11 protein-coding genes are annotated in these 15,473 nt (G+C 47.1%); 5 read left to right on the plus strand and 6 right to left on the minus strand.

Features of this window, described 5'->3' with window-relative positions; genetic code table 11:
• Nucleotides 1–222 precede the first annotated feature (222 nt).
• On the plus strand, nucleotides 223–3,972 hold the full coding sequence (locus J0895_RS05900; protein WP_207087184.1) for a PAS domain S-box protein: 3,750 nt from the start codon (nucleotides 223–225) through the stop codon (nucleotides 3,970–3,972).
• Nucleotides 3,969–5,120 (plus strand): response regulator, encoded by a 1,152-nt coding sequence (locus J0895_RS05905; RefSeq protein ID WP_207087185.1) that lies wholly within the window; start codon nucleotides 3,969–3,971, stop codon nucleotides 5,118–5,120. Before J0895_RS05900 ends, J0895_RS05905 begins: the two co-directional genes overlap by 4 nt.
• A gap of 163 nt (nucleotides 5,121–5,283) precedes the next feature.
• Here the strand turns inward: J0895_RS05905 and J0895_RS05910 are convergent, their stop codons facing one another.
• The gene (locus J0895_RS05910) at nucleotides 5,284–5,652 is read right to left on the minus strand and encodes an Mpo1-like protein (protein ID WP_340643464.1); all 369 of its coding nucleotides are present in this window, start codon (nucleotides 5,650–5,652) and stop codon (nucleotides 5,284–5,286) included.
• Between the two features lie 263 nt (nucleotides 5,653–5,915).
• On the minus strand, nucleotides 5,916–7,214 hold the full coding sequence (gene hemL / locus J0895_RS05915) for a glutamate-1-semialdehyde 2,1-aminomutase (RefSeq protein ID WP_207087186.1): 1,299 nt from the start codon (nucleotides 7,212–7,214) through the stop codon (nucleotides 5,916–5,918).
• Between the two features lie 289 nt (nucleotides 7,215–7,503).
• Between hemL and J0895_RS05920 the strand changes: the two genes are divergently transcribed.
• Both J0895_RS05920 and hisIE read left to right on the plus strand, forming a co-directional pair.
• Nucleotides 7,504–8,376: a calcium-binding protein gene (locus tag J0895_RS05920; protein WP_207087187.1), complete on the plus strand. Its 873-nt coding sequence runs from the start codon at nucleotides 7,504–7,506 to the stop codon at nucleotides 8,374–8,376.
• Nucleotides 8,377–8,396: 20 nt separating this feature from the next.
• Nucleotides 8,397–9,032 carry a bifunctional phosphoribosyl-AMP cyclohydrolase/phosphoribosyl-ATP diphosphatase HisIE gene (hisIE, locus tag J0895_RS05925; RefSeq protein WP_242541087.1) on the plus strand — a complete coding sequence of 212 codons (636 nt, stop codon included), beginning with the start codon at nucleotides 8,397–8,399 and terminating at the stop codon, nucleotides 9,030–9,032.
• A 127-nt stretch (nucleotides 9,033–9,159) separates the two neighbouring features.
• Here the strand turns inward: hisIE and J0895_RS05930 are convergent, their stop codons facing one another.
• The 4 genes from J0895_RS05930 to J0895_RS05945 form a co-directional block, all read right to left on the minus strand.
• Nucleotides 9,160–10,434 carry an MFS transporter gene (locus J0895_RS05930; RefSeq protein ID WP_207087194.1) on the minus strand — a complete coding sequence of 425 codons (1,275 nt, stop codon included), beginning with the start codon at nucleotides 10,432–10,434 and terminating at the stop codon, nucleotides 9,160–9,162.
• Between the two features lie 257 nt (nucleotides 10,435–10,691).
• Complete coding sequence (gene ruvX / locus J0895_RS05935) at nucleotides 10,692–11,156, minus strand: Holliday junction resolvase RuvX (protein ID WP_207087189.1); 465 nt, start codon at nucleotides 11,154–11,156, stop codon at nucleotides 10,692–10,694.
• Nucleotides 11,157–11,462: 306 nt separating this feature from the next.
• Nucleotides 11,463–12,713, minus strand: coding sequence for a GNAT family N-acetyltransferase (locus J0895_RS05940; protein WP_207087190.1), 1,251 nt, complete (start codon nucleotides 12,711–12,713; stop codon nucleotides 11,463–11,465).
• 178 nt (nucleotides 12,714–12,891) lie between these two features.
• Nucleotides 12,892–14,085 carry a F420-0:Gamma-glutamyl ligase gene (locus J0895_RS05945; protein WP_207087191.1) on the minus strand — a complete coding sequence of 398 codons (1,194 nt, stop codon included), beginning with the start codon at nucleotides 14,083–14,085 and terminating at the stop codon, nucleotides 12,892–12,894.
• Between the two features lie 411 nt (nucleotides 14,086–14,496).
• Here J0895_RS05945 and cruF point away from each other — a divergent pair, with 411 nt between their 5' ends.
• A complete protein-coding gene (gene cruF / locus J0895_RS05950) occupies nucleotides 14,497–15,435 on the plus strand; it encodes a gamma-carotene 1'-hydroxylase CruF (protein ID WP_207087192.1) in 939 nt (312 codons plus the stop codon).
• Nucleotides 15,436–15,473 lie beyond the last annotated feature (38 nt).

Raw genomic sequence — 15,473 nt, forward strand, 5'->3', positions numbered from 1 at the left:
CAAGGTCCGGGGACCGTTCGTAAGGCAAATCACTATTAGCGTTAAAACTTACTCTTGTAAGGCCCTCATCCCCCGGAGCCCCATTCTCCCAAAAAGGGTGAGGGCGGCGAGCATTGGGATGCGATCGGCCAAAATCCCTCCCTGAATGCCCGAACTGCTTAAACCCCGGATTTCAAGTTTTCACCCATTTTCACCTTCATTATATCGGCGAGGTATTGACCCATGAAAATAGAAGGTGATCGGTCTTATAAAGGAGAAATTTTGGTCGTTGATGACAAGGTTGCCAACTTAAAACTGTTGGTGGATTTGCTCTCGGGTCATGGGTATAAAGTCCGAGCCGCACCCAATGGGGTATTAGCACTTCAGGCTGTAGATGTCAATATTCCTGACCTGATTTTACTGGATATTATGATGCCGGATATGAATGGGTATGAGGTTTGTAAAAAGCTCAAATCCCAGGAACAAACCCGCCATATTACCATTATTTTTATCAGGGCATTATATGAAACCTTTGATAAAGTTAGAGGGTTCGCCGTAGGCGGTTCGGATTATATTACCAAACCGTTTCAGGAAGCGGAAGTTTTCGACCGCATTGAGCATCAAATTAAGCTGCAAAAATTAGAGCGAGAATTAAGAGAGCGCAACTTTCAATTGAGCTGGGAAATTCAGCAACGTAATTCTGCCGAACGGGAAAAAGATAGATTAATTATTTCCTTACAAAAAAGTCAAAGGTCATTAGCCACTGCCCAACGAGTTGCCGGGGTGGGCAACTGGGAATTTAACTGGTTGACCCGACATTTAGTCCTCTCCGATGAAATGTTTCGAGTCCTGGGGATTAACCCTCAACTCAAACCCAGCTATGTTGAAGTGTTAAAGACCATTCATTCCGATGACCGCAGTCGGTTTTCCCAAACATTAAAGCAGGCGATCGCCACGGGGAGTTCCTATCAAATCGAGGGTCGAATCCAGGGCCCGGATGGAGCCATTCGCGATGTCGAGGCCAAAGGAGAAGTGCTCCTCGACCTCCAGGGAAAGCCTAGTCAAATGTTTGGCACGGTTTTAGATATTACCACTCGCAAACAGGTCAAAATTCAGTTACAAAAACAATTAGTCCGCAGTGAACTCCTTCGGGGAATTACCGAAAAAATTCGCTCGGAATTAAAGCTAGAAAAACTGCTGGATACTGCCGCCCAAGAAATTAGAGATGCCTTTGGGGTGAGTTGCACTGAAATTCATACCTACCGAGAAACCCGAAATCCCCCCTTGCAAATAGCCGCTTTCGCCGTGGCGGAGGGATGCCAATGGAGTCGGGAGTTGGAACTGCCCCTGGATGAAACTCCCTACGCCCAAGAATTTTTAGAAAGCGATCGCCCTGTTGCTATCAATGACCTAGAAACTGACCTGTTATTTCAGCCCGTTTTGGCCCGATACCCACAGTTTCAGGTCAAATCCATGCTGTTGGTGCGAACTTCCTATAAAGGACAACCCAATGGTGCGATCGTCTTGCATGAGTACGATCGCCCCCGGGAATGGAGTCAGGAAGAAATCGAGCTGATTGAAACCATTGCCGCGCAAGTCGGCATTGCGATCGCCCAAGCCAATTTTCTAACCCGAGAACAACAAGCCCGCATCAAACTCAAGCAACAAAACCAGCAACTTCAACAAGAAATTAACGCCCGAATTATCACGGAAACTGCCCTCAAAACCAGTGAAAGCAAATATCGCAACCTAGTTGAAACCCCCCAAAAATTAATTTGGACTATCGATACAAAAGGACGGATTACCTTTGTGAATGCGGCGGTTCGAGACATTTATGGATATACCCCTTCTGAGGCGATCGGGCGATTGTTTACGGATTTGATTCACCCCAGTCGGTGGAGTCAGGACCAGAAATTTTTCCGCCATATCCTCATGGAAGGACAAAATTTTTCTCAATATGAAACCACCCATATCACCCAAGCCGGAACCCCGATTTACATGATGCTGAATGCGATTCCCTTACGGGATGAAGCGGGTTTTGTGATTGGGATTACCGGCACCGCAAGTAACATTACGCAGCTCAAACAGACCCAAGCCAAACTAATTGAAACCAACCGACTGCAACAAGCCATTCTCAACAGTGCCGAACATACTATCATTGCCACCGACCCCCAAGGCATGATTCTCACTTTTAATGCGGCGGCTGAAAGATTGCTGGGCTATAAGGCGCTGTCAGTGACTACAAGGGCGAATGTTGTCATGATTCATACTCGGGAAGAACTTCAGGAACGCGCCGAGATTTTAAGCGATGAACTGGGGTATGCGATCGCCCCGGGATTTGATGCGATCGTCGCCAAAGCCCGACAAGGGGTCTCGGATATCCGCGAATGGACCTACCTCCGCAAGGATGGTTCTCGCTTCCCGGTGTGGCTTTCCATCACCGCCTTACAAGATGTAATGGGTCAGATTACCGGATTTCTAGGCATCGTCCGCGACATCACCGATCGCAAACAAGTCGAAGAAGCCCTCAAACAAGTAGCGATCGCCGCACAAATGGCGAACCATGCCAAAAGTGAATTTCTCGCCAACATGAGCCATGAATTGAGAACCCCACTCAATGCGATCCTCGGCTTTGCTCAAGTGATGGCCGCAGACCCCTCCCTCCAACCGGAACACCGACAACAAATTGAAATTATCAATCGGTCTGGTTCTCACTTACTCGAACTAATTAATGACATTTTAGAAATGTCTAAAATTGAAGCCGGAAGAACCCCCTTAAAAATAGAACCCTTTGACCTAGGGCCGATGCTGCGAGATTTAGAAGATATGTTGCGGTTTAAAGCCCATGAAAAAAACTTGCGCCTGCTCACCGAAATTGCCCCAGATGTTCCCCTGTACATCCGCGCCGATCAAGCCAAATTACGCCAAGTGTTAATTAATATCTTAGGAAACGCCATTAAATTTACCCAAACGGGTTCCATTACCCTGCGGGTTCACCGAGGCAGTGCAGAGTTTAAATTGAGAAATTATAGGGATTCCTCTGCCGAATTTCTTCAGTTTGAAGTCGAAGATACAGGACCCGGAATTGCGCAGGAAGATATGAACTTAATTTTTGAAAGTTTTGGTCAAACAGAAACGGGACGTAAATCCGGCCAAGGAACGGGATTGGGTTTACCCATTAGTCTTCAATTTGTGCGAATGATGGGCGGTGAAATTCAAGTGAGCAGCATCCTGGGAGTCGGCAGTACCTTTATCTTTGAAATTCAGGTTGAACCCTTAGATTCGAGTGAAGTCCCCCGGACTCAATCTAAGGGGGCAGTGATTGGGTTAGCGCCGGATCAACCGAGTAAACGCATTCTCGTCGTGGATGATATGATAGAAAGTCGGTTGTTGCTCGTCAAACTCCTGGATAGTATTGGATTTGAAGTGCGCGAAGCTGAAAATGGCCAAGAGGCGATCGCTCAATGGTTACAGTGGCAACCGGATTTAATATTAATGGATCTCCGAATGCCCGTCATGGATGGCTATGAAGCCACCAAACAGATTAAAGCCAGTGCCGGAAGTCAGAAACCGGCAATCTTGGCCCTAACTGCCAGCGTATTTGAGGAGGACCGTTCGGCGGTATTTACTGCCGGATGCGATGACTTTCTTCGCAAACCTTTAGAAAAAGATGAATTGTTAGAAAAAATCGGATATCATTTGAATGTAGACTATATTTATTCCAAAGATATTCCGCCCTTTCAACGGTTAAAACCCGAGATTGAAGCCGGTGAACTTTCAATGGATAAACTCAAATCTTATTTAGAAAAAATGCCAAATAAATGGGTAGAAAAAATTTATGATGCCGCTGCTCAATGCAGCGATGACATGATTTTAGAATTAACAAAAGAAATGCCGACTGATTTTGAACCTCTAGGTCTGGCTTTAAGCAAATTAGCTGAAAATTTTCAATTCCATCAGATTATGCATTTAACCTACTCAGAGGATTTATGATTCAATTTTTAGAGGAGTTTAAGAAGCCAGTTATTTTAATCGTTGATGATCAACCGGATAATTTACGAGTTTTGTCCTCCATGCTCGTTGTCAAAGGGTATAACGTCCGCAAAGCCTTAACTGGAGAAATGGCTTTAGCCACCTGCCAAAAAGTTATCCCGGATTTGATTTTATTAGATATCATGATGCCGAACTTGAGCGGGTATGAAGTGTGTGAAGCCCTACAATCAAACCCCCAAACTTGCCAAATTCCGGTTATTTTTCTCAGCGCGCTTGATGATATTACAGCAAAAGTTAAAGCCTTTAGTTCCGGAGGGGCTGACTACATTACCAAGCCCTTTCAAACCGAAGAAGTCCTGGCGCGAATCCATAAACAACTGACCATCGAGCGTCTGCAACACCAACTCATCCAAAAAAATCAGGAGTTACAAACCCTGAATGAGGAATTACAAAGATCCAATGCTGAATTAGAGCAATTTGCAGTGATCGCTTCCCATGATTTGCAATCTCCCTTACAACTGATTATGGGTTATGCCGATATGTTATTATGGAAATATGATACCTTACTCGATGAAAAGGGCGAACATTATCTGAGTGAAATTTCTAAAGCCTGTCAGCGCATGAATCAACTGATTCAAGATTTACTATCCTATTCTCGGGTCCGTTCGGGTAAAGTGGAACTCGAACCCATTGATTGCGAAGTGGTATTATCGGAAGCCTTAGCCAATTTACAAGAAGATATCAACTGCAGTGGCGCTTGTATCACCCACAATCCCCTCCCCATCGTCCTTGGCGATCGCACCCAACTGATCCAGCTTTTTCAAAATATTCTCAGTAATGCCATTAAATTTCGCCGCCCCCAAGTCACCCCGGAAATCAACATTTCTCTCACCCTCAGTAATGAAAACTTCGCTGAATTTAGCATTCAAGATAATGGCATTGGCATCGCTGAGGAAGATTATCCCCTAGTGTTTGAAATCTTCAAACGAATTCATGCTTATAATAAATATCCCGGCACCGGCATCGGCATGAGTCTCTGTAAAAAAATTGTAGAAAGACATGGGGGACGCATCTGGTTCAACTCTCAACTCAATATCGGCACCACTTTTTTCTTTACCCTAACCCTTCCCACTCTGGCTCACCCCTAAAACCTCAACTCGTTCTCCCTCTATGTTCGTAGTAACGACTTCAGTCGTTCTCCCTCTATGTTCGTAGTAACGACTTCAGTCGTTCTCCCTCTATGTTCGTAGTAACGACTTCAGTCGTTCTTCCACTGTTCACAAAGACACTAAAAACCCCCATCTCTCCACTCTAAAACAAGTTTCTCCTAACAATTTCAACCCGTTGGCGAACATCCTCCTGATACTTGCCTAATAAAATGCGCCACAACATTCGACCCAAACAGAAAGACGCACGCCAGGAAAACACGGCATCCCGGAGTTCTATCTCACTGCGTTCAAACCAAAAATGACCCATTAATCCCGTCAACTGAGTTAGGGGTAACCCCAGCAAGATCCAGGCATTCTGAAACCACCACGCCGAAAACAGTAACCCGTAAAAAATAAAAATCCCCACAACGTGCAACGCCACATTCATCGGATGCTGATGTTTGAACACAAAAATATCCCAATACTCCGTAAAGGGAAACTCTTCGAGGCGATCGCCCCTCTCATCTCTCACTTACTCCCTTCATCTAGCCCTGTCAAGGTAGTAAATTTAATAACGAAAAATCGTTGTTTCATGTAGGGGTTTGGTCTCCAAACCCTCTGAGTAATGGTTATCTGTGGTGTTCCAGTTCAGAGTAGAGGTTCACATATTTGATTGAAACTTGATATAAATTAACACAAAAAAAAGACAATGAGAATGAAGACAATCAGGAAGTTTACTCCTCCTGATGTTCTTCATTCTCAAATGCTATAGGAAATCCGGTTGAGTGGGATTAGCTATAGACTCGACATCACCTCATGGGCGATCGCTAAGGTGCGATCGATATCCTCATCAGTATGAGCAAAAGAAGTAAATCCGGCCTCAAATTGAGAAGGCGCTAAATAGACTCCCCGTTCTAGCATTCCGCGATGGAAGCGGGCAAATTTGCTCAAGTCGGATTTTTTGGCATCTTCATAATTATGCACAGGTCCGGGATTGAAAAATAAGCCAAACATAGCGCTAATTTGACCGCCACAGGCTTCATTCCCGGTTTCTTTGGCTATTTTCAACAATCCCTCACTCAACTTTTTGGTAATCTTGTCCAGATACTCATACGTTCCAGATTTGTTGAGCAATTCCAAGGTTTTAATTCCCGCAGTCATGGCTAACGGATTCCCTGAAAGGGTCCCTGCTTGATACACCGGACCAGCGGGGGCCACCATTTCCATGATGTCTCGGCGGCCACCATAAGCCCCTACGGGCAATCCACCGCCAATCACTTTACCCAAGGTGGTTAAGTCGGGAGTGACGCCGAATTTTTCCTGTGCACCGCCATAGGCAATCCGGAATCCCGTCATGACCTCATCAAACACCAGTAACGCGCCATGTTCCTGCGTCAGAACCCGCAATCCTTCCAGGAATCCCGCATCTGGGGGAATAAATCCCGCATTGCCAACAACGGGTTCTAAAATCACCCCCGAAATCTCGCCAGGATTTTGCTCAAATAAAGCTTTAACGGCTTCCAGGTCGTTGTAAGGTGCGGTGAGGGTATTGGCGGTGGTAGATTTGGGAACCCCGGGAGAGTCAGGCAGTCCCAATGTGGCAACGCCAGAACCCGCTTTCACCAGGAACATATCGGCGTGTCCGTGATAACAGCCTTCAAATTTGATTAATTTCTCCCGTCCGGTGAAGGCACGCATCAGGCGCAAAACCGCCATACAGGCTTCGGTTCCGGAGTTAACAAATCTCACCATTTCTATGCAGGGAACGGCATCAATCACCATTTCCGCAAGCACGTTCTCTTGGTAACAGGGTGCACCAAAGCTGGTCCCTTTATTTAAGGCATCATGGAGGGCCGCAATCACTTCGGGGTGAGCGTGTCCGCAGATGGCGGGTCCCCAAGTTCCCACATAGTCGATGTATTGGTTTCCGTCTACGTCCCAAACATACGCGCCTTGGACTCTATCAAAAACGATGGGTTGTCCCCCCACGGATTTGAAGGCACGCACGGGAGAACTGACCCCTCCGGGCATCAGTTTTTGAGCGGCTGCGAAAATTTCTTCGGATTTTGTGGTATTGAATGTAGTTGTAACCAAAGGGGTCTCCTTTGCCAGAGGCTTAACGGTTGACTTTGTTTAGAATACGGCTTTTGGGTGGGAAGTGTTTAAGAAGAGCGTCCAAGTTATAATGTTTAATCCTACCCCGATCGCAGTCCCGAGGGCTAGTAGGCTGGTAGAGTGGTTAGAAACTGGGTTTTTTGACAAATTATTGGCTGCCTTTGCACCGAAGAAAGGCCGTTGAAACTCGGTTTTTTGTCCCCTTGCTCGCCTCTCCACCCAGAAATCTAATTACCCAGTGTTAAGAGAGTTTTACCCCACAGTGACTATGCGGGTTTTAGTGACTATTCCTCATGTTTTCAATCCCGAGGGAGGGGGCGGTTATGCATCGTTAAGCCCCGATTCTCAGCCTAGGATTCAAGCCCTGACTCAGTGCATTCAATCGTTACATGGCACTTATAATCATCGATCGCAGTTCTATTTTCAGTACAACGAGCAATTATATACCCTCCCGGCTAATCTGGAAACCTCCGTGGAAGTGTCGATTATCATCTGCACCATTCAGGGGTTACATCTTCTGGATCAATTGCCGGTGACTCCGGATTCCTATACCCATCAGTCCTTTGCCTGTCATCCCATGCTGTTGGGCTTTGAATGTCACGGGGTGTTAAAACAAAATTTAGGTCGCTATGATTATTATTGCTATTTGGAAGATGATATTATTTTAAGTGACCCGGATTTTTTCCAAAAGTTATCCTGGTTTACCGGCTACATTGGCAATCATGCAGTCCTCCAACCCAATCGATTTGAAGGGGTGAACAAGCCAGAGGTGAGAAAGTTTTATATTGACCCGGAATTAGAATTCAAAACGGGCAAAAAAGATAATTTTGCTCACTATTTTAGTGATAATCTAGTGCTAACGGGTAAAGTTCTGGGTCAACCGATTACCATTAAACGGGCAGAAAATCCCCATTCGGGCTGCTTTTTTCTGAATCGTTCTCAAATGGACCAATGGGCCAATCAACCGTACTTTTTGGACCGGGATTCGCGCTTTTTTGGACCTTTGGAAAGTGCAGCAACTTTGGGAATTGCCCGGACTTTTCGAGTTTACAAGCCTGCGCCGCAAAATGCAAATTTTTTAGAAGTTCAGCATTACGGTGACAGTTGGAGTCAGAAAATCAAAGATGTTAAGTTTACATAACCGTTATGTCGGAGACTGAAATGGCAAGCAGTAAAATGGCGATTCCCGTGGATCGGATTCGCTATAATGAACAGGGTCTAGTTCCGGCGATCGCCCAGGATTATCTGGATGGAACTGTGTTGATGATGGCCTGGATGAATGCAGAATCGTTGCAAAAAACTCTGGAAACCGGGGAATGCTGGTATTGGAGTCGATCGCGCCAGGAGTTGTGGCACAAAGGCGCAACGTCGGGACATCTCCAAAAGGTGCGATCGCTACGCTATGACTGCGATAGTGACTGTCTGTTAATCGGCATTGAACAAGTTGGCGATATTGCCTGCCATACTGGGGAACGCAGTTGTTTTCACCAAATTGAGGGCCAAATTGCTGCACCTCCGGCAGATACGCTATCCCAGGTATTTGAGGTGATTTGCGATCGGCGGGACCATCCCTCGGAAGAGTCCTATACTGCTAGATTAATCGCCGCTGGGGATAATAAAATTCTCAAGAAAATTGGGGAGGAATCAGCGGAAGTGGTGATGGCTTGTAAAGATGATGATGCTGATGCGATCGCCTCAGAAGTCGCTGATTTATTCTATCATTCAATGGTTGCCTTAGCCAAACATAATGTGGATTTGCGAGAGGTTTATCGCAAATTGCAACAGCGTCGGCGATAAAGAAAGATAACGCCTGAATGCGTTACTACGAACTAAGAAAGATAGCAATTTCTACGTTTGTAGTAATGCCTGAAGGCATTTCCGGATCCCCCGCTTGTAGTAATGCCTTCAGGCATTTCCGGATTCCTTAAATTTGCGATTCACTCAGCCGTTTTCTCTGCACCAGCATCCGGTCAAGAACCTGTAAAATCCAGATCACAATCCCCACACTGACCACTAATCCAGGCCATAATCCATCAGAGAGGGGACGGGGTAAATCTAACACCCATCCCCCTAAAATCGGGCCAATAAAATAGCCGATCGCCCAACATTGAGAGTTCAGAGATAAATAGACTCCACGCAGAGAAGCGGGGGCCATTTCTGCGACTAAAGAGGAGGCAGCGGGATTGTAAACAACGATGGCGATCGCCAGAATCCCTAATGCGATCGTTGCGGTGACTAAAGGAAAAGTAGCAATCGTTCCCGTGATAGCAATAAAAATAAATCCCACTGCCCATAAAATCCCGGAAATTGCTAAGACTTTGGACTGTCGCAAATGTTTAAAGACTCGGGAAACGGGTAATTGCATCAAAATACAGAGGGCTAAATGCCAAGTAAATAATGCGCCAATCGTTCCGGCAGAAAATCCCCGTCCTGTCTCTTCTGATTCCACAAAATCACTTAAATAAAGGGGAAGAGTGGTTTGAATTTGGGCGATATAGGTGGTAAAGATAATATTCACCAAGGCATACACCATTAAGGTGCGATCGCGAAAGGCACTCATCCATCCTTGCAGGGGCGGTTTAGAAGAAATCTCATGTCGATGAGGTTCCGTAATCGCCATCCAAATTAATCCAAAAAATAGCAAAAATGAGGCAGAATCAATAATAAACAGTAACCGATATTCCCCAGTTACCGAAATCAAGAAACCGCCCCAAATCACCCCAAGCTGTAATCCTAAACTATCTCCGAGTCGGGTCATTGCATAGGCCTCATGGCGTTGTCCCCCGGTGGTTAAATCTGCCACGACGGACTCGGTAGCAGGCCAATATAAGCCGATACCAAACCCCATGAGAATATTCCCTAAAACCAAGATTTCAAACCCATTGGCAACCGTTAATACCCCCGAGGCGATCGCGGAAATAATCGCCGCCGCCAGTAAGGTGCGTTTGCGGCCCCAATGGGGTGAATCCAGACAGGAACCACTGACAATCCGTCCGATAATTCCGGCAAGGGAACCGATGCCTAAAGCAAACCCCACCGCAGTTTTAGTTAATCCCACCTCATTGACAAAGAATATCGGGGCATAAAACAATGTAAATCCACTACCAATTCCCGACAACAATCGACCAGAAATTAAAACCCAAACTTGCAGGGGAAGTTTGGGCAACCAATCCAACAGGCGATTCCATAACCGTTTCATACAGGAGTCTAAAAAAAATGTGATAGGATGCTTTAATCGACAATTGCCTGATGGCGATCGTTGATAAATTTTTTTATTTATCTTTAAGTTTAACCGATTATCCCCTGAACTAAATCTACAAAAATGTCGATTGACAAAAAAGAACTGATTGCTAAAATAGCCCAACAAGTGTAGAGGCAATTCGCGAATCGCCTCTACATTTAGGGTTTGACCTCCAAAAATGCGTAATTCCTCTGCAAATATCCCGAACAAACCCATTAACCCTCGTCGGGTTGTTCTCCAGTTTCAGCCTGGATAATTTTGCGTCGGTCCTCTAACCATTGTTGTAAAATTAAAGCCGCCGCCTTGCGGTCAATTAACCCTTTATTGCGAGAGGGGGAAACATTTTGTTCAATCATCATTTGCTCGGCATAATAGGAAGTGAGGCGCTCATCTACAAACTCGATAGGTAAATGGAGTGCTGCCGAGAGACGTTTGCTAAATTTCTGGACTTGGCGCGCTTGAAACCCAATGGAACCATCCATTGAATAAGGCAACCCTACTACTAACAGCGATACTCTGCGTTCTTCAATAATCGCCTGAAGTTGGCTGAGAGTATCGGCAAAGGATTTGCTTTCAATGGTGGTAATTCCTGTGGCAATTAAACCTGTTCCATCGCAACCGGCAACGCCAATCCGTTTGCGACCAATATCTAATCCAAGTGCTGAAATTTTCTGTGTCATTCCTTCATCAAACCTGACAGACTTGAGCGTTCACTACTGCTCATGAACGGCCAAGGGTGAGCCGTCGAGAGTGCATCCCACTTTTGTAGCCCTCACCCTAAATCCCTCTCCCAAGATGGGAGAGGGACTTTGAATCCGGCTCCCCCCTTCGACCCTTCGACCCTTCGACCGGCTCAGGGCTCAGGGCTCAGGACAGGCTTCTCCCATTTTGGGAGAAGGGGGCTCCGGGGGATGAGGGCAGACTGTCCAAATTGAGATGCTCCCGTCGTCGAGTCATTAGCCAGATTCTGACTAATGACCCAGACTCTAACTCAGGGTATCATCATCCAAGGTCATATCCAATTGCTCACTCGGGAGCAAGGCACCAATCTCCTCGATGGAGGCTTGGGAAGGTTCTTGCTTACCCAAACCGGCAGAGGGAGAGGGTGGCTTGGATAGCCAAGACATCCGGCTGGGAATGGGTTTGCGAGTCCCTTGTAACCCTTGCAGGACCTCGGATAGTTGCAATTCCAGGGAAACTGGCTTAGATTCGCGCAGCTTGTGCCAGACGGAACGAGACATCAGCAAGCTGTGAGAAATCCGCTGTGCACCGACTTGCTGCAAATATTCTTCCCGTTCGGGTTGATAGTCCGCAGAGGCTAACAGCAGGGATTGGGCTGGTAATTCTTGGACAATCCGGGCCATTTGAGCCAGGAGTTCGGGATATAACCAGGTGTAAGCCGGATGAACGGTTAATTCCGCCACATGGGGTTGAGATCCATTGCGACTGAGGCGGACTTGAAAGTAACCGATCGCCGCTTTGCGTTGGGGTTCAAACACATAACCACTGACGGTTTCCGTTTTATTCAGCCATTGGCGGACCCCTTGAGCAACGGCACCCACCAAACTGGTATGAAAATCCTGGATATGGCGATCGAACACTTGACGCACCAAAGGCGGCATCGCCGCAGTATCCAATTGATACAACAGTTGAGCATCGGCATTACTCACGGGCATCAGATTCGGTAAATCCGGTTCCCGTTGGGCCAACTGTTCCAACAATTCCGGGGCGATCGCCCAATAGGTCATCTGCGCCAACGGCTGAAACCCATTATGCCGATACAGCGCCAATTCATCTTTTTCATTGACATCCACTTCTAGCAGCCACATCCGCGCTTCCCAGATGGACTCCAGACAATGGCGGATCAGTTGCGAACCAATCCCCAGTTTTTCCGAGCTCGGAGGGACTACCACCCGGTCAACACGCCAAGTGCTGCGGGTATGGTTAAACGGCGAAATCTGAATCGCACCGCGAATTTTGCGATCGTCTTGGGCCACCCGAACGCACAACCGATTTTGGAGTGGATTAGGAAATACACTCAGCAACTTCAGGGGCCAATACCAGCGGCGAACCGAATCCATTTGAGTCCCGATATCCAGGGACCCATTTTCAAGAGAACTGCTGGGACTGCCCGCCTCAATTTCAGTCGCATTCGCGAGTTCTGCCACCGCTTCGAGGTCGCGGTATTGCAAGGGGCGGATCGTCAGAGTTTGATTTTGGGGCAGGTGTGAGGTCATTTTGGAGGGACTGTTTATTCAACATAGCTTGACAGCACCGTGCAAACAGCTTTCTAGGCTTTGCAACCCTCGTGGAACAGCATAGGTGGCTATCGTTCACCCTGCCCGATCGCCCCCCTAACGTGAGGAAGGCAGAAGATCGGCGCTGTTCCTTCCTCCGTTATAATCCATCGCTGTTTTAGGACTGAGATTTCCGGCCCGGACGAATCAACACCACAGGGGTCTGCTCATCGGCATTCCCAGCAGGATTGCTTCGTAAGGATTGCTCTAGTACATCAGTAGAAAGCCCGGAGGAGGCTGCTAATATCTTAACCGCTTTTAAATCGTTCACGTCTACGATAGCAGCAGATAATCCCGTCTGTTGTTTGATGATATCAACAACAGACTGGGGATTATCGGGACCGAGGACAATAAATTGATCGTAGGGAGGCAGGGTCCCAGTAACGTCATCAATCAGCCTTGCCTGTTCTCCCGCCAACTGATAAAAGACTCCGGGTTTGCCAAAGACTTTGGCGATCGCCCCAATGAAAAAGGCTAAAGCGACCCGCACAGGTCCCTCAATATCCACTAAGGTTTGCAATCCGCAGGCGGTGGCTAAACTAGAGGTCGGCAGGAAGAAATAACACAGCCGTTTTGCCACAAAACCGGGTTTAACGGTACTGGGATGATGCCAGCGGTCCTGCATAATCGCCACGGGCGTTTCCCCAATGGTCACGATATCCCCGGGTTGAGCATGAGGCATCACATACCGCTTAACGATATCAACAGGGTCATCCAAGTTGGTTAATAAATGGGTTTTAATCGGTAAAATTTCCGAATCTGCTTCGGGAATTTTGCGCCAGTTGGTAGACTCGGAGGGGTCGGGATATTTGAATGGCACCACGACATGGCGGGTTTTGGGAATCCGGCCCTCGGGTCCATAGGTGACATAAGTGACGGCAATCCAGGCGGCTTTGAGGCGATCGAGGTTGGGTCCTTGAATATCAATCGCCACTTTCATGCGAGTTTTTTTGCCAATTTTGACAATATAGCCAAACCAGTAGTTATCATCCCGGGATTTTTCATCCGGGTGCATCGGAATCACTTCAGTGCGGATGGTGATTCCTTCTAGGCTACTGCCGGAGAGGAGTTTGACATCGGTATGGACTTCCGGCACCATAATTTCTAGGGTGGAGGTGCGGTTAATCAGTTCCAGTTCTCCAATCAGTTGATGCCGTTCCGGGGATAGGACTTCTTGATGCCACTCTCCCGGGGTTAAATCTAGTTGATTTCCCGGTCTTCTGCGGTATTGGTATTCGATGGCAGTGGCAGCGGTTCCCAGGACCAATGCTGCAGCGCCGAGTGTGATTCCGATGGTGGTTGCGATCGCCACAAGTTTCCCCCTGTTCTCAAAATGTACTTCTTTTCTGGCAGGTAGCTGACTTCACATCAAGCAGGCAGCCGGTCCATTCCGGGCAATCATCTGCTGAAGTAAGCTAAAAAATGTTTACCACGGATATTTCCCTGGCGATCGGCTTAATTCCGGATCCGCCACCGATGCCCCATCCCTGCCCAGACAAAATTGGTGATGATTTCCAGACAAGGGATTAATTTTACTCAATTTCTCTACATTTAGCGTTTTTTCTCTCGACTTGTCCTATATTTAGGATGAAACAACCCATTTTATGGAAATCTGCCGCCTACCGGACGTCATCCCCTTAAAATGTCACAACCCTATTTTTCCTAAAAGATTTGTAAACTAATATTAAGCGTTTTCTGAATATCAGAATATTTTTAGATTCCCATGAAGCAACTTGTAACTGCTGAACGTCTGTGCCTGATTAGCCATACCCTATCAATGGCCTTTGGTCTTGCCGGACTGCTGCTGGTATTACCCAATCCCGAATTCATCGTCAACCTGTCCGAATTCGGCCAGAAAGTCTTCCAATGGAGCATGGCTGGAGGGGGAGTCTCCTATATCATCTTAGGGGCTGTAGCGGTCGCCCTTTATGCCTATAGAGAACTGGGAACGCGATTGTGGTTAACCTTTATGGTCCCTGCGGTGGTTCTATCCCTCGGGAGTGAACTACTCGGAACCAGTACCGGGTTCCCCTTCGGACATTATCAATATTTGAGTGGCTTAGGCTATAAAATTGCCGGATTAGTGCCATTTACGATTCCCCTGTCCTGGTTTTATATGGGACTCGTCTGCTATGTTTTAGCGCGGGCGGGATTAGAGTCGATTCAACTGCCAAACTGGGTGCGACAAATTGGGGCGATCGCAGTCGGTGCAATCCTGCTCACTGCCTGGGACTTCGTACTCGACCCTGCCATGAGTCAAACCAGCTTCCCCTTCTGGCAATTCCAAGAAGAAGGAGCCTTTTTTGGAATGCCTTACCGCAACCTCACCGGATGGATGGGAACCGGCGCAATCTTCATGAGTGTTGCCGCCTTCTTTTGGGGGAAAGCACCGCTTAGATTATCCCGTTCACAATTAGGATTACCTTTAATCACCTACATTGTTAACTTTGCCTTTGGTGCAATCATCACCCTAGTTGCGTTAGATTCACGCTTCGTCATTCCCACCTTACTCAGCATGGTTCTGGGAGTCGTTCCAGCAGTGGTATTGTGGTGGATTGCCTCTCCTCTGGAAGAAGCAGAAACTGAGGAGGCGATCGAGTCCCTTCCAACAAACACCCTCTCTCAAGTCTCCCTACCCCCCGTAGAAGTCGCCGCCAAATAACCCTCCATTGTTGGTAAAATTTAAGGTGTGTTATGGTC

The sequence above is a fragment of the Phormidium pseudopriestleyi FRX01 genome, assembly GCF_017313335.1.
In the GTDB taxonomy this organism is placed as follows: domain Bacteria; phylum Cyanobacteriota; class Cyanobacteriia; order Cyanobacteriales; family Laspinemataceae; genus Laspinema; species Laspinema pseudopriestleyi.

What these genes read in the sequence shown, in the direction of transcription:
- J0895_RS05930 (WP_207087194.1), bottom strand. Translation starts at nt 10,434, where the DNA reads ATGAAACGGTTATGGAATCGCCTGTTGGATTGGTTGCCCAAACTTCCC.
- J0895_RS05905 (WP_207087185.1), top strand. Translation starts at nt 3,969, where the DNA reads ATGATTCAATTTTTAGAGGAGTTTAAGAAGCCAGTTATTTTAATCGTT.
- cruF (WP_207087192.1), top strand. Translation starts at nt 14,497, where the DNA reads ATGAAGCAACTTGTAACTGCTGAACGTCTGTGCCTGATTAGCCATACC.
- J0895_RS05900 (WP_207087184.1), top strand. Translation starts at nt 223, where the DNA reads ATGAAAATAGAAGGTGATCGGTCTTATAAAGGAGAAATTTTGGTCGTT.
- ruvX (WP_207087189.1), bottom strand. Translation starts at nt 11,156, where the DNA reads ATGACACAGAAAATTTCAGCACTTGGATTAGATATTGGTCGCAAACGG.
- J0895_RS05920 (WP_207087187.1), top strand. Translation starts at nt 7,504, where the DNA reads ATGCGGGTTTTAGTGACTATTCCTCATGTTTTCAATCCCGAGGGAGGG.
- J0895_RS05940 (WP_207087190.1), bottom strand. Translation starts at nt 12,713, where the DNA reads ATGACCTCACACCTGCCCCAAAATCAAACTCTGACGATCCGCCCCTTG.
- hisIE (WP_242541087.1), top strand. Translation starts at nt 8,397, where the DNA reads ATGGCAAGCAGTAAAATGGCGATTCCCGTGGATCGGATTCGCTATAAT.